Annotated in this window: 18 protein-coding genes; 10 read left to right on the forward strand and 8 right to left on the reverse strand. The window is 60.9% G+C overall.

Features of this window, described 5'->3' with window-relative positions; translation table 11 throughout:
- Positions 1-78: 78 nt before the first annotated feature.
- The 5 genes from ACW4DH_RS01575 to ACW4DH_RS01595 all read left to right on the forward strand — a co-directional run bounded on the left by ACW4DH_RS01575 (position 79) and on the right by ACW4DH_RS01595 (position 4207).
- Positions 79-348 carry a ComEA family DNA-binding protein gene (locus tag ACW4DH_RS01575; protein WP_459634591.1) on the forward strand — a complete coding sequence of 90 codons (270 nt, stop codon included), beginning with the start codon at positions 79-81 and terminating at the stop codon, positions 346-348.
- 269 nt (positions 349-617) lie between these two features.
- Positions 618-1124 carry an FxsA family protein gene (locus ACW4DH_RS01580; RefSeq protein WP_459634592.1) on the forward strand — a complete coding sequence of 169 codons (507 nt, stop codon included), beginning with the start codon at positions 618-620 and terminating at the stop codon, positions 1122-1124.
- 168 nt (positions 1125-1292) lie between these two features.
- Positions 1293-1586, forward strand: a complete 294-nt coding sequence (locus ACW4DH_RS01585) for a co-chaperone GroES (protein WP_459634593.1) — start codon at positions 1293-1295, stop codon at positions 1584-1586.
- A gap of 64 nt (positions 1587-1650) precedes the next feature.
- Positions 1651-3291: a chaperonin GroEL gene (gene groL / locus ACW4DH_RS01590; protein ID WP_459634594.1), complete on the forward strand. Its 1641-nt coding sequence runs from the start codon at positions 1651-1653 to the stop codon at positions 3289-3291.
- Between the two features lie 181 nt (positions 3292-3472).
- The gene (locus ACW4DH_RS01595) at positions 3473-4207 is read left to right on the forward strand and encodes an RNA methyltransferase (RefSeq protein WP_459634595.1); all 735 of its coding nucleotides are present in this window, start codon (positions 3473-3475) and stop codon (positions 4205-4207) included.
- Between the two features lie 147 nt (positions 4208-4354).
- Here the strand turns inward: ACW4DH_RS01595 and rpsA are convergent, their stop codons facing one another.
- From rpsA to ACW4DH_RS01630, 7 genes are all read right to left on the reverse strand, one after another.
- Positions 4355-6034 (reverse strand): 30S ribosomal protein S1, encoded by a 1680-nt coding sequence (gene rpsA, locus ACW4DH_RS01600; RefSeq protein WP_459634596.1) that lies wholly within the window; start codon positions 6032-6034, stop codon positions 4355-4357.
- A 197-nt stretch (positions 6035-6231) separates the two neighbouring features.
- Positions 6232-6936, reverse strand: a complete 705-nt coding sequence (gene cmk, locus ACW4DH_RS01605) for a (d)CMP kinase (RefSeq protein ID WP_459634597.1) — start codon at positions 6934-6936, stop codon at positions 6232-6234.
- Entirely contained in the window at positions 6933-9179 is a 2247-nt protein-coding gene (locus ACW4DH_RS01610; protein ID WP_459634598.1) for a bifunctional prephenate dehydrogenase/3-phosphoshikimate 1-carboxyvinyltransferase, read from the reverse strand. The genes cmk and ACW4DH_RS01610 overlap by 4 nt, the downstream gene beginning before the upstream one ends.
- A gap of 10 nt (positions 9180-9189) precedes the next feature.
- On the reverse strand, positions 9190-10281 hold the full coding sequence (gene pheA / locus ACW4DH_RS01615; RefSeq protein WP_459634599.1) for a prephenate dehydratase: 1092 nt from the start codon (positions 10279-10281) through the stop codon (positions 9190-9192).
- Positions 10282-10295: 14 nt separating this feature from the next.
- Positions 10296-11378, reverse strand: a complete 1083-nt coding sequence (gene serC / locus ACW4DH_RS01620) for a 3-phosphoserine/phosphohydroxythreonine transaminase (protein WP_459634600.1) — start codon at positions 11376-11378, stop codon at positions 10296-10298.
- 52 nt (positions 11379-11430) lie between these two features.
- Positions 11431-14187 (reverse strand): DNA gyrase subunit A, encoded by a 2757-nt coding sequence (gene gyrA / locus ACW4DH_RS01625; RefSeq protein ID WP_459634601.1) that lies wholly within the window; start codon positions 14185-14187, stop codon positions 11431-11433.
- A 156-nt stretch (positions 14188-14343) separates the two neighbouring features.
- Positions 14344-14793 (reverse strand): acyl-CoA thioesterase, encoded by a 450-nt coding sequence (locus tag ACW4DH_RS01630; protein WP_459634602.1) that lies wholly within the window; start codon positions 14791-14793, stop codon positions 14344-14346.
- Between the two features lie 202 nt (positions 14794-14995).
- Here ACW4DH_RS01630 and ACW4DH_RS01635 point away from each other — a divergent pair, with 202 nt between their 5' ends.
- From ACW4DH_RS01635 to ACW4DH_RS01650, 4 genes are all read left to right on the forward strand, one after another.
- Positions 14996-15925, forward strand: a complete 930-nt coding sequence (locus ACW4DH_RS01635; protein ID WP_459634603.1) for a recombination-associated protein RdgC — start codon at positions 14996-14998, stop codon at positions 15923-15925.
- Positions 15922-17094 (forward strand): 1-acyl-sn-glycerol-3-phosphate acyltransferase, encoded by a 1173-nt coding sequence (locus ACW4DH_RS01640; RefSeq protein ID WP_459634604.1) that lies wholly within the window; start codon positions 15922-15924, stop codon positions 17092-17094. The genes ACW4DH_RS01635 and ACW4DH_RS01640 overlap by 4 nt, the downstream gene beginning before the upstream one ends.
- Positions 17095-17328: 234 nt before the next feature.
- Entirely contained in the window at positions 17329-18531 is a 1203-nt protein-coding gene (locus ACW4DH_RS01645; protein WP_459634605.1) for a cation diffusion facilitator family transporter, read from the forward strand.
- Between the two features lie 305 nt (positions 18532-18836).
- A complete protein-coding gene (locus tag ACW4DH_RS01650) occupies positions 18837-19136 on the forward strand; it encodes a hypothetical protein (RefSeq protein ID WP_459634606.1) in 300 nt (99 codons plus the stop codon).
- A 46-nt stretch (positions 19137-19182) separates the two neighbouring features.
- Here the strand turns inward: ACW4DH_RS01650 and ACW4DH_RS01655 are convergent, their stop codons facing one another.
- Positions 19183-19680 (reverse strand): pilin, encoded by a 498-nt coding sequence (locus ACW4DH_RS01655; protein WP_459634607.1) that lies wholly within the window; start codon positions 19678-19680, stop codon positions 19183-19185.
- Positions 19681-20321: 641 nt separating this feature from the next.
- Here ACW4DH_RS01655 and pilB point away from each other — a divergent pair.
- Positions 20322-22070 carry a type IV-A pilus assembly ATPase PilB gene (pilB, locus tag ACW4DH_RS01660; protein WP_459634608.1) on the forward strand — a complete coding sequence of 583 codons (1749 nt, stop codon included), beginning with the start codon at positions 20322-20324 and terminating at the stop codon, positions 22068-22070.
- The last annotated feature ends 26 nt before the right edge of the window (positions 22071-22096 follow it).

The following is a 22096-nucleotide window of genomic DNA, read 5'->3' on the forward strand; positions in this document are numbered from 1 at the left end:
CAGCACAAGATGCTAGCTCGCTACGGTAGAAGACCCTTCAACCGCCGCTCACTCAGGATCATCCGCAGGGAACCCTCAATGAAAAAACAATTCAGTGCACTTCTGTTAGCATGCTTGCTCGGCACAACGGCACTCGCAAGTGCCGAGGAAACGGTACAAAGCGTGAACCTCAACCAGGCCGATATCGAGACCCTGGCGCATCTACCCGGCATCGGCGAAGTCAAGGCACAAGCGATCGTGAAAGATCGCGAGGAAAACGGCCCCTACCAAAGCGCTGAAGATCTGGCGCGCGTCGATGGCATCGGCCCTGCGACAGTCAAACAGATCGAAGATTACGTCAGTTTCTGAGCCTCAGCCTTGGCGCATGATTCCCGCGCCTAACGCTTCCTGGCGGAATTTCCGTCAGGAGCCATCACCGCTTTGCTGAAGGGCTAACGCCAGGAAGGCCTCAGGGCGACTTTAGTCAGCATTCGCCGTTCTAGAGTGACAGCGCTGCATTACCGGTACATCTGCTGATTCGCTGCTGCCTATTGGATCGACGCCGTCCCGATACCCCCATCTTGTAATCGTTACGGATGCCACCATTTAATGGAGATCACGCGTCTTCAGGAATGGTCATGCCTTTATTGTTTCTCATTACTCTCTTTGCGCTATTAGATTTTGTCGTTCTATTCGCTATTGGCGGCCAGATTGGCCTGCTAGCGACATTATTGCTGGTGCTGCTGACCGGAGGCATCGGCCTCCATCTGATACGCCGCGAAGGGGTTTCAACATTGCAGCGGGCTCAATTACGTTTTGCTCGAGGGGAAATCCCCTCCGATGAACTCATTACCGGAGCGGCATTGATCTTTGGCGGAGCCTTACTCATGGCGCCTGGATTCCTCTCCGACACGCTGGGGCTACTTTGCTTGATACCTCGTTCTCGACAACTGCTTGGGCGCGGTCTCGCGCGGGCTACTGCCAAGCTGGGCATTTTCCAGCAACAGTCCTTTCGTTATACGCAAGATGACTGGGCGAATGGCGCCCGCACTTCCCAGACCCAGTCCCATCGTGACCCTCAGGACGACGCAGACAAGACGCCACTGGAAGGGGATTTCATATCCAAAGACGAGCCGAGACATTAAAAAAAATCATTGCCGCCCCCTTGAAAGCGGCCTAGCCGACCCAATCAAGGGCACAGCACACAAGTTCGGCCGCAAGGCCATATAACCGAGAAGGCTCTGCCTTCACCCTGAGCCATGCTCAACAGGGATATGCATTCAACACATGCAAACATCAGGAGAACGTGAGCAATGAACATCCGTCCCTTGCACGATCGCGTCATCGTCCGTCGCGTGGAAGAAGAACAGAAGACCGCTGGCGGCATCGTGCTTCCGGGTAACGCCCAGGAAAAACCGACCCGAGGCGAAATCCTCGCCGTCGGCAACGGCCGGATTCTCGATAACGGTGAAATCCGTCCGCTGGATGTCAAGGTCGGCAATACCGTGATTTTCAAGGAAGGCTTTGGCGTCGAGAAGCAGAAAATCGATGGCGAAGAAGTTCTGATCATGAGTGAGTCGGACATTCTGGCCGTTGTTGAAGGCTGAGCCCGGCTTAGCATTCGGTGATTGCATTACGTTTCAAGCACATCTGATTTAGGAAGATCGAAAAATGGCAGCGAAACAGGTCAAGTTTTCTGATGACGCTCGTAAGCGTATGGCTCGTGGTGTCAACGTCCTCGCCGATGCCGTCAAGGCAACGCTAGGACCGAAGGGCCGCAACGTGGTTCTGGAGAAATCCTTTGGTTCACCGACCGTGACCAAGGATGGCGTTTCCGTCGCCAAGGAGATCGAACTCAAGGATCGGTTCGAGAACATGGGCGCCCAGATGGTCAAGGAAGTCGCTTCCAAGACCTCCGATGTAGCGGGTGACGGTACCACTACCGCAACCGTTCTGGCACAGGCCATCGTCAACGAAGGTCTGAAAGGCGTCACTGCCGGCATGAACCCGATGGATCTCAAGCGTGGTATCGACAAGGCCGTAATTGCCGCCGTCGAAGAGATTCGTCAGCTGTCCGTGCCCTGCACCGACTCCAAGGCCATTGCCCAGGTTGGTACCATTTCCGCCAATGGCGATTCCCGCATCGGTGAGATCATCGCCGAAGCCATGGAAAAAGTTGGCAAGGAAGGCGTCATCACCGTGGACGAAGGTCGCGGCTTCGAAGACGAGCTGGAAGTCGTTGAAGGTATGCAGTTCGATCGTGGCTACCTGTCTCCGTACTTCGTGACCAACCAGGACACCATGGCGGTGGAACTGGAAGATCCGTATCTCCTGCTGGTCGACAAGAAGATTTCCAACATCCGCGAGTTGTTGCCGGTGCTGGAAGCTGTCGCCAAGGCAGGCAAGCCGCTGGTCATCATCTCCGAAGATATCGAAGGTGAAGCGCTGGCTACCTTGGTGGTCAACACCATGCGTGGCATCGTCAAGGTTGCCGCAGCCAAGGCACCGGGTTTTGGCGACCGTCGCAAGGCCATGCTGCAGGATATCGCCATCCTGACTGGCGGTACCGTCATCTCCGAGGAAGTCGGTCTGACGCTTGAGCAGGCCAACCTGGATCACCTGGGTAACGCCAAGCGCGTCACCATGTCCAAGGAAAACACCACCATCATCGATGGTGCCGGTGTCGAGGGTGATATCGAAGCTCGCGTCAGCCAGATCCGCGCGCAGATCGAAGATACTTCCTCCGATTATGACCGCGAGAAGCTCCAGGAGCGTGTCGCCAAGCTGGCAGGTGGTGTAGCGGTTATCCGCGTCGGTGCCGCCACCGAAGTCGAGATGAAGGAGAAGAAGGCGCGTGTCGAAGACGCCCTGCACTCCACTCGTGCTGCCGTCGAAGAAGGCGTCGTGCCTGGGGGCGGTACCGCTCTGATCCGTGTTCTGACCAAGATCAAGGATCTCAAGGGCGACAACGCCGATCAGACGCACGGTATCGCCATCGCGCTACGCGCCATGGAGTCTCCGCTGCGCCAGATCGTCACCAATGCCGGTGAAGAAGCCTCCGTCATCATCAATCGCATCAAGGATGGTGAAGGTAACTTCGGCTACAATGCGCAGACGGGCGAGTACGGCGACCTGTTCGAAATGGGCGTATTGGATCCGGCCAAGGTGACTCGTAGCGCCCTGCAGTCCGCAGGTTCCGTTGCAGGCCTGATGATCACCACCGAGGCGATGATCGCTGAGGATCCGGAAGAGAAGCCAGCCGGTGGCGCTCCGGACATGGGTGGAATGGGTGGAATGGGCGGCATGATGTAAGTTAGGCCCAGCCTGCCGAATCATCAGCAGTCATAAGCTGCTGCTGTAAAAAGCCCCGCTTCGGCGGGGCTTTTGCGTGTTAAGTCAGTGCAGAAAGCAAACCCAGATTGAGTGGGTTTAGGGTAGTTTTTTACCGCAGGGGCCGCTAGGCTTTTGCCACTCTCGAATTTGGCTGACTCATATGCTCGACAATCTCCGCATCGTCCTCGTCCAAACCTATCATCCCGGTAATATCGGGGCCGCAGCACGCGCCATGAAAACCATGGGACTGCGTCATCTGACACTGGTCAATCCGCGTTGCTTTCCGGACGATGAGGCCTTCCGGCTCGCGGCGGGTGCCACCGACATTCTGGAACAGGCCCGTATCGTCGATTCCCTGCCCGAGGCAGTCGCGGACTGCGTCCAGGTGGTAGGCGCCAGTGCCAGGTTACGCAGCCTGCCGCTACCCCACTTCGATGAACCCGATAGCATGGCCCAGCAGTTGATTGAGACAGCACAGCTCGCCCCGGCAGCCATGGTCTTTGGCCGTGAGCGGTTTGGGTTGACCAATGATGAAATCCGCCATTGCACGCATCAGGTGAGCATACCCGCCAATCCTGACTATGGGGTATTGAACCTCTCGCAAGCGGTTCAGGTGCTTTGCTACGAGGTATTCCGTGCCTGGCGCCGCCGGCCGGATAGCGAGTCTTTACCGCCCCCTGCCAGTGCCTCCTTGCCGACTCAGGCGCAGATGACGCATTTTTATGCCCACCTACATCGTGCCCTGCACAGTTCGGGATTTCTGACCCAGCCTCATGCTCGAACCGAAGATCATCTGCATGCGCTCTTTGCCCGCGCACAGCCGACTCGCAAGGAGCTCTCCATACTGCGCGGTGTACTCGCCACGCTGGAAGGCAACCCGCCGGATAAGTCCTAGCGATAGGCACGTGTCACATCACTTTTCTGACATAAAAAAACCGCTGCCCGAGGCAGCGGTTTTTATAGCTTGATGCTTCGATCAGGTGGCTATCTCAACGGAAACAACCATAGAGACAGCAAGAGATCGCTTCACCGACAGACAGAATCAGTCCTGACCCATCTGCTGCTTGATCAGATCACCAATGGTGGTCGGACCCGAGGTGTCGGATTCCTGATCGCGCGGCTTGCTGATATTGCTGCGACGCGGCTCAGTCTGATCCTTCGCCTTGATCGACAGGCTGATCCCACGGCTCTTGCGATCGACACTGACGATTCGCGCTTCGACGCTGTCGCCCACGTTCAGTACGTTGCGAGCATCTTCGACACGGTCTGCGCTGATCTCGGAGGCCTTCAGGATGGCGACGACATCGGTAGCCAGCTCGACCTGAGCTTCCTTGGCATCGACTTCAACGACACGCCCGGTGACGATGGAGCCCTTGTCATTGACAGCCAGGAACTCGGAAACCGGATCGGTTTCAAGCTGCTTGATGCCCAGCGAGATACGCTCACGCTCCGGATCGATGGACAGAATGACCGCTTCCGCTTCATCACCCTTCTTGAACTGACGTACCGCTTCTTCGCCAGTCTCGCTCCAGGAGATGTCGGAAAGGTGGACCAAGCCGTCGATGCCGCCTTCCAGACCGATGAAGATACCGAAGTCGGTGATCGACTTGATGGTACCGGAGACACGGTCGCCCTTGTTGTACTGGCTGCTGAAATCTTCCCACGGGTTGGTGGTGCACTGCTTGATACCCAGGGAGATACGACGACGCTCCTCGTCGATATCCAACACCATGACTTCCACTTCGTCACCGACCTGAACGACCTTGGACGGGTGGATGTTCTTGTTGGTCCAGTCCATTTCGGAGACGTGAACCAGACCCTCGACACCCTCTTCCAGTTCGGCGAAGCAGCCGTAATCGGTGAGGTTGGTAACGCGGGCGTTGACCTTGGTGCCTTCCGGGTAGCGCGCCTTGATGTTGACCCAGGGATCTTCGCCGAGCTGCTTGAGACCCAGGGAAACACGATTGCGCTCGCGGTCGAACTTGAGCACCTTGACGTTGATTTCGTCGCCTACGGCCACGATCTCGCTCGGATGCTTGATACGCTTCCAGGCCATGTCGGTGATGTGCAGCAGGCCGTCGACGCCACCGAGATCGACGAATGCGCCGTAGTCGGTGAGGTTCTTGACGATACCCATGACCTGCTGACCTTCCTGAAGCGTTGCCAGCAGAGCTTCACGCTCGGCGCTGTTTTCGGCTTCGAGTACGGCGCGACGCGAAACGACGACGTTGTTACGCTTCGGATCAAGCTTGATGACCTTGAAGTCCAGCTCTTTGTGCTCGAGGTGCGCAGTATCGCGAACCGGACGTACATCGACCAGCGACCCCGGCAGGAAGGCGCGAATGGAGGCTACATCGACCGTAAAGCCACCCTTGACCTTGCCATTGATCACGCCCTTGACGACTTCGTCCTTCTCGAAGGCTGCTTCCAGCTCGATCCAGGCTTCGGCGCGCTTGGCCTTTTCGCGGGACAGGCGGGTTTCACCGAAACCGTCCTCGACAGCTTCCAGAGCAACCTTGACTTCATCACCGATGCCGATGGACAGTTCGCCGTTATCGTTACGGAACTGCGCTGCGGGAATCTGACCTTCGGACTTCAGGCCAGCGTTGACGGTGATCCAGTCACCATCAATGTCAACCACGGTCGCCATGACAATGGCACCGGGTTCCATGTTGATGTCTTGGAGAGACTGTTCAAACAGTTCAGCAAAGCTTTCGCTCATGATATTCCTACGTGATCAACGTTTTGAGTGGCGGTCGCGCCGCCTTCCTCCGCGCCACCAGCGAGCACGGGCCTTATTCACACATCCCCGGGGATGTTAACGCTGGTTCGACCTGCGCAGGCTTTCAGGGGTTGCCCGCACACGCCATGACATCTGACCGGGGTCTCCGGAAGGGCACTGTCGTCATGCCCGAACCTCTATGCCGCAGGATGATAGCCCCGCTCGGCAAGAAGTCCCTCGATGCGATCCACCACGTCCGGTATCGCAAGCCTCGTGGTATCCAGCTCAAGAGCATCGTCGGCCGGCTTGAGTGGCGCCACTGCGCGCTGCATATCGCGCGCATCACGAGCCTGTATTTCTTTCAAAAGACTCGAAAGAATAGCAGTTTGACCCGCCTGTTGCAACTGCAAGAAGCGCCGCCGGGCCCGTTCCTCGGCGGATGCCGTCAGGTAAATCTTGAGCTGTGCCTGAGGAAAAACCACGGTGCCCATGTCGCGGCCATCGGCCACCAGACCCGGCATTTGGCGAAAGTGGCGCTGACGCGCCAACAGTGCCTGTCGCACCGCCGGCAGCGCAGCAACCTGCGAAGCACTGTCGCCGACCTGCTCGGTACGGATCGTCGCGGAAACATCCTGCCCCTCGAGTACGACCCGCGTCACATCTCCATCGGCAAGAAACGCCACGTCCAGGGCCCCGGCACGGTTCGCCAAGGCGGCTTCGTCATCCAGTGCCACGTTATGCTTCAATGCTGCCAACGCCGTCAGACGATACAGTGCGCCGGAATCGAGCAGGTGCCAGCCGAGCCGCTCGGCGATCAGCCGGCTGATCGTCCCCTTCCCGGCACCTCCGGGCCCGTCGATGGCGAGAACCGGCACGCTCTGGTGTTCCTGGGCCTGACTCATGCGCCCTCCCGTTCTTCCACCTGCAGCCCCACCCGGCCGGCCAAGGCGACAAACCCCGGAAAGGACGTCGCCACGTTGGCGCAATCGTCGATGATAATGGCTTCCCGGGCGCGTAGCGTCGCGACGGCAAACGCCATGGCGATGCGATGGTCGCCCAGGCTGTCGACACGCCCGCCCGCATAATTGGGGCCATCGTTGCCGGTGCCGTCATGGCCGACAATGTCGATACCGTCAGGATAGACCGTATTGGTCACCCCCAGCACACTGAGGCCGTCAGCCATGGCCTGGATGCGATCGGACTCCTTGACACGCAATTCCTCGGCGCCCCGCAGCCGAGTGGTGCCTTCGGCATTGGCGGCCGCCACGAACAGCGCGGGAAACTCGTCGATGGCCAGCGGCACCTGATCCACGGGAATGTCGATACCCTTGAGCGGCGCATAGCGGATACGGATATCGGCGACCGGCTCGCCGCCCACTTCGCGCTGATGGCTGAGTTCGAGATCGGCACCCATCAGGCGCAGGACATTGATCACACCGATACGCGTCGGATTGATGCCGACATGTTCGAGCACCAGATCGGAACCGGGTGTAATCGCCGCGGCCGCCAGAAAGAATGTCGCCGAGGAAATGTCGGAGGGCACATCGATAGGCCCGGCACTCAGTCTGCCGCCCCCCGAGAGGATGGCCAGATCACTTTCGCGCCGCACCGGATAACCAAAACCGTTGAGCATACGTTCGGTGTGATCGCGGGTCGGCGCCGGCTCGCGCACGCGGGTCTCGCCCTGGGCATACAGACCCGCGAGCAACAGGCAGGATTTCACTTGGGCGCTGGCCATGGGCATGTCGTAGCTGATGCCCTTGAGCGATTGCCCCCCCTTGATCTTGAGCGGCGGCCGTCCGCCATCGGCAGTCTCGATCACCGCGCCCATGGCACGCAGCGGATCGGCGACGCGCCCCATCGGACGCTTGGTGAGCGATGCATCGCCGGTCAGCTCCGTATCGAAGGCCTGCCCTGCCAGCAACCCCGCGAACAGACGCATGGCAGTCCCCGAGTTCCCCACGTACAGCGGCCCCGCCGGCGCCTTCAGCCCCTGCAGTCCCACGCCATGGATCGTGACGCGGCCCTGGTGCGGCCCCTCGATGACCACGCCCATTTCGCGAAAGGCCTGCAGTGTGGCCAGGCTATCCTCGCCTTCGAGGAAGCCCTGGACTTCCGTCACGCCCTCGGCAAGCGCGCCCAGCATGATCGAGCGATGCGAGATCGATTTGTCGCCGGGTACCCGGATACGACCTTGCACCTGCCCGCCGGGCATGACTCGATAGTGGATATTGCGTTGTTCCATCGCCTGATAACTCGTCTGGTTCAAAAGCGTATCGAAATAGTGTCGTGCATGGCTGGCACGGTCGAATATGCCCAGCATGGTATCGCCGTCGCCGCTGGCCACGGCCTGTCGCAGCCGCGTTACGCCGGCCTCGAAATCGTCCAGCGCCGCCAGTACCGCATCGCGGTTGGCAGTAAAGATGTCGCGCCACATCACCGGGTCGCTGCCGGCGATGCGCGTGAAGTCGCGAAATCCACCCGCGGCATAGCGAAAGATATCCAGACGCTGATCCTGCCGCGCCAGCGTATCGACCAGTGAGAAGGCCAGCAGGTGAGGCAGATGACTGGTACGCGCCAAGACTTGATCGTGTCGCTCCACCTCCATCTCCAGCAGTTCCGCATCGCATGCGGCCCACATGGCGCGTACCTGCGCCAATGCCCGAGGGTCGGTGTCCATCTGCGGCGTCAGGATGACCTTGTGATGACGGTAGAGGCTAGGATTGGAAGCGGCCACGCCACTCTTCTCCGAGCCGGCGATGGGATGGCCGAGCACGAACCGCACGGGAAGTGCGCCAAATACCCGTATCGCGGCATCACGGATCGCCGCCTTGGTGCTGCCCACATCGGTCACTACCTGATCGGCAAGGCACGGCGCGAGCTCGCTCATCACCGCTTCCATGACCATCACCGGCACTGCAAGTACAATCAGCGAGCTGCCGGGCACCAGCGCCTTGAGCTCGCTCCCTCCGGCATCGATCACACCCATTTCCACGCCCCGGGCGATCTCGCCGGGATCGCGATCGCAGGCGACGATCTCGCCGCGATAGCCGGCGGCCTTGAGTCCTGCAGCCAGCGAGCCGCCGATCAACCCCAAGCCAACGATGAGAATACGCGGCATGTCCGGAAGCGGCGGCGTCGACATTCGCCCCATCCTAGAGCACACCCGCCGGGTAGGAGCCGAGAATCTTCACCTCGGCGGCACGCAGACGCACCTCCTCAAGCATCGCCATGATCTGCGGCTGCTCGCCATGCCCCTTGAAATCGATGAAGAACACATAGTTCCACACCCCCGAGCGCGAAGGACGCGTCTCGACGCGGGTCAGATCGACCTTGTGGCGGTGGAAAGGCTCGAGCAGGTCGTGTAGCGCGCCGGGCTGGTTGCGCATGGCCACGACGATGGAAGTCTTGTCTTCGCCGGACATCGGCACATCCTGGTTGCCGATGATCAAGAACCGCGTGGAGTTGTCGGGACGATCCTCGATCTTCTCGGCGATCCTCTCGAGTTCATACAGCTTGGCGGCCATGTCGCCGGCGATGGCCGCGCTGTGCCATTCGCTCTTGATCAGCTTGGCGGCCTCGCCATTGGACGACACCGGCACCCGTTCGGCATGCGGATAGTGCGCGTCGAGCCATTTGCGGCACTGGGCGAAGGATTGCGCATGTGCGTAAATACGCGAAATCTTGTCCTGCCGCGTGTTGCTGGACATCAGCAAGTGGTGATGAATGCGCAGCACCACCTCACCGCAGATACGCATGGACGAGTCCATGAACGAATCCAGGGTATGATTGATGACCCCCTCGGTGGAGTTTTCCACCGGGACCACGCCATAGTTCACCGCGCCGGCCTCGACCTCGCGGAACACTTCGTCGATGGCCGCCATGGGCAGGCTGATCGCACTTTCGCCAAAGTGCTTCAGCGCCGCCTGCTGGGTAAAGGTCCCTTCCGGCCCGAGGTAAGCGACCTTGACCGGCTGCTCCAGCGCCAGGCACGCCGACATGATCTCGCGGAATAGCCGGCCCATCTCCTCGGCATCCAGCGGGCCGCTATTGAGCGCCATGATGCGCCTGAGCACTTGTGCTTCGCGCTCGGGGCGGTAGAACGTGGCATCAGGATCGGCCGCCGTCTTGATCTTGGCGACCTGCTGGGCGCAACTGGCCCGCTCGCTGATCAGCTTGAGAATCTCGTTGTCGAGACTGTCGATGCGCTGGCGCAGAGAGTCGATATCCGGCAGGTTGTCACTCATGATTGTCTCCTGACTCAGGCGCGGCGCTGTTCGAAATCGGCCATGAACGTGACCAGCGCGTCCACCGACGCCTCCGGCACGGCATTGTAAAGGCTGGCACGCATGCCACCCACGCTACGATGTCCCTTGAGATTCAGCAGCCCACTGGCCTCTGCCTCGGCGAGAAATGGCGCATTGAGGCGCTCGTCGGCAAGCACGAAGGGCACGTTCATGCGCGAACGATTGGCCTCGGCGATGGGGTTGGAGTAGAAATCGCTGCTCTCGATGGCCGCATACAGCTTGCGCGCCTTGCGTGCGTTGATCTCGTCCATGGCTGCCAGCCCCCCGATGTCGTCCTTCAGCCACTCGAATACCAGCCCCGCCAAGTACCAGGCATAGGTCGGCGGCGTGTTATACATCGAGGCGTGCTCGGCCATGACCCGATAGTTGAACATGGTAGGCGTGTCGGGCCGGGCGCGCTCGAGCAGGTCGTCACGCACGATGACCAACGTCAGCCCCGCCGGGCCGATGTTCTTCTGCGCCCCGGCATAAATGACCCCGAACTTCGACACATCCAGCGGACCGGACAGGATCGACGACGACATGTCGCAGGCCAGCGGCACCGACACCTCGGGCACATAATCGAAGGCCAGGCCGCCGATGGTTTCATTATCGGTGTAGTGCAGGTAGGCGGCATCGACAGACAACTGAATCTCTTCGGGACGCGGCACCGCAGTCAACCCATTGGTCTCACTGGACGCGGCCACATGGGCGCCACCGAGGTGCTTGGCCTCGGTGATCGCCTTCTTGCCCCAGATTCCCGTATACAGATAGTTGGGAGTACCGCCCTGCCCCAGCAGGTTGTAAGGCAGCATCGCGAACTGAGTCGAGGCGCCTCCCTGCAAAAACAGCACCTTGTAGTCTTCCGGCACGCTCAGCAGGTGGCGTAGATCGGCCTCGGCCTTTTCGGCGATAGCCACGAACGCATCGCTGCGGTGGCTCATCTCCATGACCGACAGGCCGCGCCCATGGTAATCGAGCATTTCATCACGGGCACGCTCGAGCACGGCGGTCGGCAATGCGGCGGGGCCGGCACAGAAATTATGATGGCGTATCATCGGCGTGGTATCTCTATGGAAAACGACCGCAGATAACTGCGGTCGTGGTGGATCATTCCTCGGTATCCGGCGTATCACCGGTCGGCGCGCCAGCCTCATCGTCGATAGGCGTCATGACACCCTGGTTGGTCACGTCCCGGGCCTCGCCGGGCACGCCGACGTCCAGCGTCGCATCGTCGTCCGGCACCTCTTCACCCGGTTCATCGACGCGCACGGTGGAGACCAGATGCTCGCCCTCGCCGGTGCGAATCAAGGTCACGCCCTGGGTGTTGCGCGAACTGATCGAGACTTCGCTGACCCGGGTGCGTACCAGCGTGCCCTTGTCGGTGATCAGCATCATCTCGTCGCTGTCGCGAACCTGCATGGCCGCTACCAGCGCCCCGTTGCGCTCACTGGCCTGCATGGCGATCACGCCCTGCCCGCCGCGCCCGCGCAGCGGGAACTCCGCGAGCCGCGTGCGCTTGCCATAGCCGTTCTCCGAAGCCGTCAGGATATAGATCTGCTCGTCATCCCCCGGCGCCGCGCCGCCTGCGTCAAGCGTCTCGCCGTCGCTGTCGAGATCGGCGTTCTCGTCGATCACCGTGGTCTGCGGAATGATAAGGCTGATCACTTCGGCGTCGCCGAGCAGGCGCATGCCACGCACCCCGCGCGCGGTGCGGCCCATGGAGCGCACATTGCGCTCCTCGAAGCGAATGGCCTTGCCGTTGGACGAGAGCATCATGACATGATCGTCGCCGCTGGTAATCGCCGCGCCCACCAGGCGGTCGCCCTCCTCCAGATCCAGCGCGATCAACCCCACGCTGCGCGGCCGCGAGAACTGATCCAGCGAGGTGCGCTTGACGGTGCCCTTGGCGGTGGCAAAGAAGATGTAGCTGTCCTCGCGGTACTCACGCACCGGCAGGATCGTGCTGATCGCCTCGCCGTCGTCCAGCGGCAGCAGATTGACCAGCGGCTTGCCCCGCGAGCCGCGGCTGGCATTGGGCATTTCGTAGACTTTCAGCCAGTACACCTTGCCGCGGTTGGAAAACAGCAGCACGGTATCGTGGGTCGAGGCGACCAGCAGGTGCTCGATGACATCCTCGTCCTTCATGCTGGTCGCCGACTTGCCACGTCCGCCACGCCGCTGGGCCTGGTAGTCGGATAGCGGCTGTGTCTTGGCATAGCCGCTGCGCGACACGGTGACCACCATGTCCTCCTCGTTGATGAGGTCCTCGATGGTCAGATCGAGCCGGCTGGTCTGAATCACCGACCGGCGCTCGTCGCCGTACTGGTCGCGAATCGCGATCAGCTCTTCGCGGATGACCTCGAGCAGCCGATCCGGCGAGGCGAGGATATGCGACAGCTCGGCGATACGCCCCAGGATGCCCAGATACTCGTCGAGCAGCTTCTCGGTTTCCAGCCCGGTCAGGCGATGCAGACGCAACTCGAGAATCGACTGCGCCTGCGCCGGAGACAATCGGTACTCGCGTTGATCGTCGGACAGCCCGAAGCCCTCTTCGAGATCCTCAGGCTTGCAGGACGTGGTCCCGGCGCGCTCGAGCATGCCGGTCACCTGCCCCGGCTGCCAGGCCTGGGCGATCAGCTTCTCCTTGGCCTCGGCGGCGGAGGGCGAGGCCTTGATCAGCGCGATCACCTCGTCGATGTTGGAAATGGCCACCGCCAGGCCTTCCAGAATATGCCCGCGCTCGCGCGCCTTGCGCAGTTCGTACAGAGTGCGCCGGGTCACCACTTCGCGGCGGTGGCGCACGAAAGCTTCGAGCATCTCCTTGAGGTTGAGCGTCTTCGGCTGACCGTTGTCCAGCGCCACCATGTTGATGCCGAATACGTTTTCCAGCTGGGTCTGGGCGAACAGGTTGTTGACCACCACCTCGCCACTCTCGCCGCGCTTGACCTCGATGACCACCCGCAAGCCATCCTTGTCGGACTCGTCACGCAGCTCGGCGATGCCCTCGACGCGCTTTTCCTTGACCAGCTCGGCGATCTTCTCGATCAGCCGCGCCTTGTTCACCTGATACGGCAGCTCGGTAACGATGATGTGGTCGCGACCGGTCTTGTCGTCGTGCTCGATGGTATGGCGCGCGCGCACGTAAATACGCCCGCGTCCGGTGCGATAGGCATCGAGGATGCCGGCGCGACCGTTGATGATGCCCGCCGTGGGGAAATCCGGCCCGGGGATGTGTTCCATCAACTCATCGATGCTCAGCGTGTAATCGCCCAGCAGCGCCAGACAGCCGTTAATGACTTCGCGCATGTTGTGCGGCGGGATATTGGTCGCCATGCCCACCGCGATACCCGAGGAACCGTTGACCAGCAGATTGGGCACCTTGGTCGGCAGCACGTCGGGGATACGTTCCGTGCCATCGTAGTTGTCGACCCAATCGACGGTATCCTTCTCGAGGTCCGCCAGTAGCTCATGCGAGAGCCGGGCCATACGAATCTCGGTATAACGCATCGCCGCGGCACTATCGCCATCGATCGAGCCGAAGTTGCCCTGCCCATCGACCAGCACGTAACGCATGGAAAAGTTCTGGGCCATGCGCACGATGGTGTCGTATACCGCGCTGTCGCCGTGCGGGTGATACTTACCGATCACATCGCCAACCACACGCGCCGATTTCTTGTAGGGCTTGTTCCAGTCGTTGCTCAACTCGTGCATGGCGTAAAGTACACGCCGGTGCACCGGCTTAAGCCCGTCACGTACATCCGGCAGCGCACGGCCGATAATTACGCTCATGGCATAATCGAGATACGACTGTTTGAGTTCGTCCTCGATGTTGACTGGCAGAATCTCTCTGGCGATCTCACCCATGGGTCGTCAAATCCTTAGCACCGCGCATCCCATCTGGCGATGGTCATCACAGCATTTAATGAAGCTTCGTGAACGGAGCCGCGTAGGGCGGCTCCGGATCACGTCATGATACCATTTTGCAGGCCAATGCGGCAGGCGCAGAGCGCGACTCTCACATCATTGCGTCATGGCTTTCAAAGGCTGGGGCGAGGCCTCGACCACCAGTGGCCGCAGCTTGTCGAGCAGGTCATTTTCGATGGCCATGGCACGCCCCGTATGCGTATCGACCAGCAAGAAGGTGAAATCGGCATCGGCGATACGCTTGCCGGTAACGGCATGACGGATGTCCTGATGCATCACCGCGCTGCGGTGCTTGAGCTGCGACAGCGAGGTGAAGATCTCCAACTCGTCGTTCATCACCGCCGCCCGGCGGTAATTGATATTGAGATTGGTGGCCACCACCGCCAGTCCCTCGTTGAACAAGGCAGCCAGATCGAACATGTCCTCGAAATAGGCCCAGCGCCCCTCCTCGAGAAATTCCAGATACCGCGCGTTGTTGACATGAGCGTAGCCGTCGAGATGAAAGCCACGCACCCGGATGACGGAGCGACTGATGCGGTGATCCATACCCTTCCTTGTCGTATCGTTGTTCGTTATGAATGGCCATGCAGATATTTGCGTACACCGCTTGATTCTAGCGCCGCCGCCGACCCAACAGAAAGCGCTAAAGTAGCTATTTCTCGGATCACATACCACGTGAGATTCCACGACAGTGGCATGGTGATCCCCGTTTCGCCATAATGTGCCTCCTTTCGGACGGGACGGGACCATGTGGTTCAAGCATTTACATCTGTATCGATTACACGACGCCGCGACCCTCGACCTTGACGTCCTGGAGGATGCCCTGGCCGAGTACGCCTTTCGGCCCGTCGGCCCGACGGAAGCCAAACGCCTCGGCTGGCATGCCCCCGCCGGACGCGGCAGCCAGCAGCGCGCCCATGAAATCCAGGGCCAGCGCCTGCTTTCCGCGCTGCGCCAGGAGCGCCTGCTGCCCGGTTCGGTGGTCAACGAGGAAGTCGAGGAGCGCGCCGCCGAACGCGAGACCGCCGAAGGCCGTCCGCTACGCCGCCGCGAGCGCCAGGCCCTCAAGGAGCAGGTCATCGAGGAGTTTCTGCCGCGCGCCTTCACCCGCACCCAGCGCGTCGACGTATGGTGGGACACGCGGCGCCAGCTGATCGCCGTCAATGCCTCGAGCCGCAAGCGCGCCGAGGATATTCTCGATCTGCTGCGCCAGACGTTGGGTAGCCTCAAGGTCACACCGCTGGCCAGCAAGACGCTGCCCACCCGCGCCATGACCGAATGGTTGCGTGACCCCGGCAAACGCCCGCCCGCCATGACGCTGGGGGATCAGGTCGAACTCAAGGCGCCCGCCGGCGACGAGGGCGTGCTGCGCGCCCGCCAGGTCGACCTCGACAGCGACGAGATCCAGACCGTGCTCGAAGGCGGGCGTCAGGCCAGCCGACTGGCGCTGGAGATCGAAGGTCAGCTCAGTCTGGTGCTGCACGACGATCTGGCCCTCAAGTCGCTGCGCTTTGCCGATGCCGTGCTCGACGAAGCCAGTCAGAGCGATGACGGCGACGACCCCGCGCTACGCCTGGAAACCGACTTCGCGCTCATGACCCATGTTCTCGCGGAGTTCATCGAACAACTCATCGACTGGCTGGGCGGTGAAGCCGACTCGGCCCTGCCGACATCATGACACAACCACAGACATCAGCGCCGCCTCAGGACCCGTTTGCCAGTATCCGCCCCTACCACGACGACGAAGTCGCCGCGGTACTCTCGCGTCTTGCGCATGATGACGAGCTGCTCGACGCGATTACCCGCTTTCGCCTGCCGCGACTGGCGCGCTTCGCGCCGCCCGTGGCACGTGCGCTGGCCAGTTTCGGCCTGCAGCGCGAAATGCGCGGCGTCGACAGCGTGCAGACCTTCCAGCAGCGTATCGCCAAGTACATGGTGAGGATGATCAACACGACCACCGACACCTTCGAGGTCGAGGGGCTGGACAAGCTCGATCCCGGCCAGGCCTATCTGTTCATCGGCAATCATCGCGACATCGCGCTCGACCCGGCCTTCGTCAATTACGCGCTGTATCAACAGGGGCGCGACACCGTGCGCATCGCCATCGGCGATAACCTGCTGCAGAAACCCTTCGTCACCGACCTGATGCGGCTCAACAAGAGCTTCATCGTACCGCGCTCGGCCAAGGGCAAGCGCGCCATGCTCGCCGCCTACCAGGCGCTGTCGGGCTATATCCGCCACTCCATCGTCGAGGACAACCACTCGGTGTGGCTGGCCCAGCGCGAGGGCCGCGCCAAGAACGGCATCGATCACTCCGATCCGGCGATCATCAAGATGCTGACCATGGCGCGGCGCATGGCGGACAAGAATACCGACTTCGGCCATGCCATCGCCGAGCTCAAGCTGGTCCCGGTGTCGATCAGCTACGAATACGATCCCTGCGACCTGTACAAGGCGCAGGAGTTGCATGCCATACACGCCGAAGGCCGCTACGAGAAAGTGGAATTCGAGGACATCCGCTCCATCGTCGCCGGCATCACCGGACAAAAGGGCCGCGTCAAGCTGGTGTTCGGCTCCCCGCTGGGCGTCGACTGCGATACCCCCGAGGCCGCCGCCCGGGAGATCGACCGCCAGGTGCTAGAGCACTACCACCAGTTCCCCAGTCACCACCTGGCATTGCAGGCCAGCGGCCTGGCGCCGGATCTCGTCGATCTCAGTCAGGTGCGCGAGGCCGATCGCACACGCTTCAATGCGCGTCTGGCGAGCGTCCCCGAGCACTTGCGCGACTGGTGGCTGGCACAATATGCCAACCCCGTGCTCAACCGCGCGGGTCGCCTAAAGGAATGACCGGAACGGGGGCCGTGCCGATGGGCCTCCGTCGGCATGGCCCCTCGATTCACGCCTTTGCACCACGCCGAACGCCACCCCCGATAGCCGTGGTCGCTGCGGGGCGTGACGCAAAAACGCCGAATGGTCTGCCGCACAAGCGTTACGGCGCTCTTGAATCAGCGGTAACGCGAGCACATCCTTATCATGTACGGCAAACGATGTGGTTCTCTTTCCGCTCCGACGAGATTTAACATGGCGCGACCCCCCGATTCCTCTTCACCGGCCAGCGTCGGCAGCGATAACGATGCGCAGATGACTCGCGAGGCGCACCGCGTCACGCTGATCGGCGCAGCGCTGGATACGCTGCTGGGCGTGTCCAAGATGGTAGTGGGAGGCGTGGTCGGTTCAAGCGCCTTGATCGCCGACGGCGTGCACTCCTTTTCCGACCTGGTCACCGACGGCTTCGTGCTGGCCGCCATGCATTATGGCCGCCAGGCCCCCGACTCCAACCACCCCTACGGTCACGGCCGCATCGAGACGCTGGCCACACTGTTGCTGGGCAGCGTGCTGATATTCGTCGCCGGCGCCATCGCCTGGGACAGCGTGTCGCGACTGATCGAGGGCGTGCCGATTTCGCAACCCGGCCTGTGGGCCATCGCCCTCGCCGGGGTGGCGCTACTCGCCAAGGAGTGGATATTTCGCTTCACGCTGCGCGTCGCCCAGCGGGTCGGCTCGAAGCTGCTCGAAGCCAATGCCTGGCACTCGCGCAGCGATGCGTTGTCCACCGCGGTGGTGCTGGTCGGGCTTATCGGTGCCCAGTTCGGCCTGGGCTGGCTGGATGCCGTCGCCGCGCTGACGGTCGGCGTGATGGTCGGCAAGATCGGCTGGGACCTGCTATGGGAAGCCAGCCAGGAGCTGGTCGATACCGCCCTGCCCGAACAGCGCCTGCAGGAGATGCGCGAGACCGTGCTCGGCGCGCCGGGGGTGTGCGGGCTGCACAGCTTGCGCACGCGCACCGTGGCCGGCAACGTCATGCTCGATCTCCACTTGCTGGTCGCCCCCCGACTGACAGTCTCCGAAGGCCACGAAATCGGCAACGAGGTGTCTCGGCAGCTGCGGTTAAGCTATGCCGACTTAAGCGATATCATCGTGCATATCGACCCGCAGGACGACTCGCATCTGGGCGACGCCACCACCTTGCCCGCCCTGCCGCTGCGTGCCGATGTCGAGGCGGCACTCGATCAGCGCTGGCATGTCCTGCCCGCCTGGCAGCACCGCCTGGCGGTCGATCTGCACTACCTCGACGACCTTGTCGAAGTCGTGCTGTACGTTCCCGAGCACGTCAATCATGCCCCCCTCGAGGTCCTCGCCAAGGAGCTACGCCAGCGCGCCCGCGACCTCGACTGGCTGGGCGAGTTGCATGTCTGGAAAGGCCCGGCCGGCCAACGACGCTGACAGACACGCCAACCGCGCGTTCTTGCGCGACGCGACTGCCGCCAAGCCTAAAATCGTAGTGGACGACAAAACCCACAACAGGCTGTGCGCAGTGTGTCGCGCGCCGCCAGCTGTGCTAACTTCCGCTTCAAAGCGCTTTCAGTCACAAGAGAGGTCTTGGCTGAAAGTCGACGAGCGAAGCTGAGACAAGATGAAAAAAGCTGAAAGAGCGGAGTTTACATGGGGTAAATGAGCACCTTGAAGCTTTTTTCAACGCCGTATCAGCAAGCGCAGACACTTTTCAGTCAGACCGTAGGGAGATACCCATGAGTTCCGCCTCTGAAATGCAGAAAAGCCGTGCTATCAGCGAACTACGCGGCTTCATCAAGAAACTCTTGCAGGACCCGCAGATTCTCGAACAGTCGCTCACCGTGGCGCGACGCCACTATGGCGAGCATGGGGAGAGCACGGGCAATAGCCAGGAGATCATGGCGCGGATCGCCAACGAGATTTCCGACACCACCAGCGTGCACATTCCCGAATCGCCGGAAGAGCACTCCGATGCCGATCGGCTGTTTCTGGAAGTGTTGAAGGAAGTGGTGGATGAGGAGAAGGCGCTTTATTGAAAAATTTGAGCGCGGCGAGATGCCGCGCTCAAGATTGAGTTAGATATTAAGAGCAGGTACCTTCGCCAGTATTACCCTGAAAAGCAGTGGACAAGTACTGTTGCGGTATCGTTGTACCGTTAGCACCAGCGGCCCACCGACCAGCTCCATTTCTATACATGGTCAGAACTTTGCTTTCCAGGCCAGATGAAACCTCAGTTGCATTCATGGTAGCCATGATACAACCGGCGCCTCCTGTTCCTGAGAAGAATTTTATTTCTTTCACATATTGGCCTAGTGCAGACCCTGCACCTGCAGAACTCGTGTTGCCGCCTAAATCAATTGCGCGCTGTCCAGTTGTAGACCCATCTGGGAATGCACCTGTTTGGGCGACGTACTCCTCAACGCCTGTCTTAATCCCCCCCATTAAATTTATTGCTTCGGTAACTTGTGAACGCGCCACATAATTCTGATATTGCGGAATCGCGATGGCAGCGAGAATACCGATAATCGCCACCACGATCATGAGTTCAATCAGCGTAAAACCGCTCTGTCTACGTGCCATGTTACCTTCCCTTGAAATGCCTGCCGTGTCGTTCATTGCCTGCCGGCATTTGCCGGCCCACTGTTAAGCCCTGTCCGAAAAATGGCTGCGCTCACTCATACGGTGTTAAAAATCAGCTCAAAATACTCATTTACGTCAGTAAGCTCCGCTTTCTCGCTGATTTTTGCCTTGTCTGAGCATCGCTCGCCGGTTTTTCAGCCAGAGCTTCGGTGCCAAAAAACTACCACCTTCGCGTTGCGCCAATTCGTCGGTTAGCCCATCGCAACCCCGCCTATTTCACCCTGACGCCCGGTTTTGCCTGTTTTTCAGGCCAACAGCCTGTCGGTTCAGGTCTGCCCGCCCCGGTGGCCTACCCGCGCCTGCCGTACTGCCACGTCTGTCAACGGCGTAGCGCAGCGGCCCCAACAGATCGTATCAATAGCACTCACAAAATTACACAACATAACGCAACAATACCTCGTAATAATGCATTACAGTTTGCTTAGGCTGCGTCGATAATCGTTAGAGAGAGGCTCATCCTCCCGCGGGAGGCGCCTCATGCGCTAAGATAGCCGGCGCGCCATTCGCCGCCGCGCAGTACAGGCACCGACAGGCCTTTTTCAATCTCCCCGATAGCGGGCCAGACACACCCCAGGAGTCCCATGTCCGATTCGCTTTCCGAAGCTACCGTTTCCGCCAACGACACGCTACGCGGGTTGGCGGCGCGCCTGGTGGGCGAAGGCCTGTTGGATGCGGCGGCGGCGAAGCAGGCCCAGCACGAGGCGCAACTGGCGGAAATTTCCCTGCTCGAGCATGTCATCACCAATGGCTTGGCGCCGACTCGTGAAGCCACTGTGGCCGCAGCCTACGAATATGGCCTGCCGTTCGTCGATCTCGATGCCCTGCGTCTGGATGCGCTGCCCGCCTCGGAGGAGATGTCGGAGAAGCTGCTGCGCAAGCTCGGCGTACTGCCGCTGGCGATCAACACCCACCGCCTGACCGTCGCCGTGCCCTACCCCTCGACGCTTAACCGGCTCGACGAGTTGCAGTTCTCCACCGATCTTATCGTCGAGGGGGTGCTGGCCAGCGTCGAGCAGTTGACGCCGATGCTCGAGCGCTATCTGTCCCATAACGAAGGCAACGGCCTGCTCGATGAGCTCGGCGATGTCAGCGAGGCGCTCGATGCGCTGGAATCCGCCAGCGACGAAGAAATCGAACTCGAAGATCAGGACCTCGGCGCAGGCAATCAGGATGCCCCGGTGGTGCGCTTCGTACAGAAGATCCTGCTCGACGCCATCAAGCGCGGCGCCTCGGATATCCATTTCGAGCCGTACGAGTCGACGTATCGCGTGCGTCTGCGCATCGACGGCATGCTGGTCGAGGTCGCCCGCCCGCCATTCAATCTGCGTACGCGCATCGCCGCGCGTCTCAAGGTCATGGCGCGCCTGGATATCTCCGAGCGGCGCCTGCCGCAGGACGGCGCTATCAAGCTGCGCCTGACACAGAGCCGCTCGATCGATTTCCGTGTCAACTCGCTGCCCACCGTGTTCGGCGAGAAGATCGTGCTGCGTCTGCTCGACCCCGCCTCGGCACGCCTGGGCATCGACGCATTGGGCTTTTCATCGGCACAGAAGGCACTGTTTCTGAAGGTCCTCGCCGAGCCCCAGGGCATGATCCTGGTCACCGGCCCTACCGGCAGCGGCAAGACGGTCACCCTTTACACCGGCCTGAACATTCTCAACACCTCAGAGCGCAACATTTCCACCGCCGAAGATCCGGTGGAAATCAAGGTCGAGGGCGTCAATCAGGTCAATGTACAGCCCAAGGTGGGCCTGGATTTTGCCAGCGCCTTGCGTGCCTTCCTGCGCCAGGATCCGGATGTGGTGATGGTCGGCGAGATTCGCGACCTGGAAACCGCCGAGATTGCCGTCAAGGCCTCGCAGACCGGCCACCTGGTGCTGTCGACGCTGCATACCAACTCGGCGGCGGAAACCCTGACCCGTCTGCGCAACATGGGTGTGGCGCCGTTCAATATCGCCAGTTCGGTGTCGCTGATCATCGCCCAGCGCCTGGCGCGCAAGCTGTGTCCACAGTGCAAGGCTCCCGCCGACATTCCTCAGGAGGCGCTGCTCAAGGAAGGCTTCAGCGAGGTGGAGCTGGCCAGCGCCACACTGTTCAGCGCCGTGGGCTGCAGCCACTGCACGCTGGGTTACAAGGGCCGCGTGGGCATCTACGAAGTGGTGCCGATCAGCGAAGCGATGAGCCGCCTGATCATGACCGAGGGCGGCGCGCTGGAACTCGCCGAGGCCGCCCGTCGCGAGGGCCACCCCGACCTGCGCCGCAGCGGTCTGCAGAAAGTGCTTCAGGGCATGACCAGCCTTGAGGAAATCAATCGGATTACCATCGACTGAGTAACGTCTCGCTAGAACTCCAAGGA

The organism is Halomonas sp. WWR20, assembly GCF_054602495.1.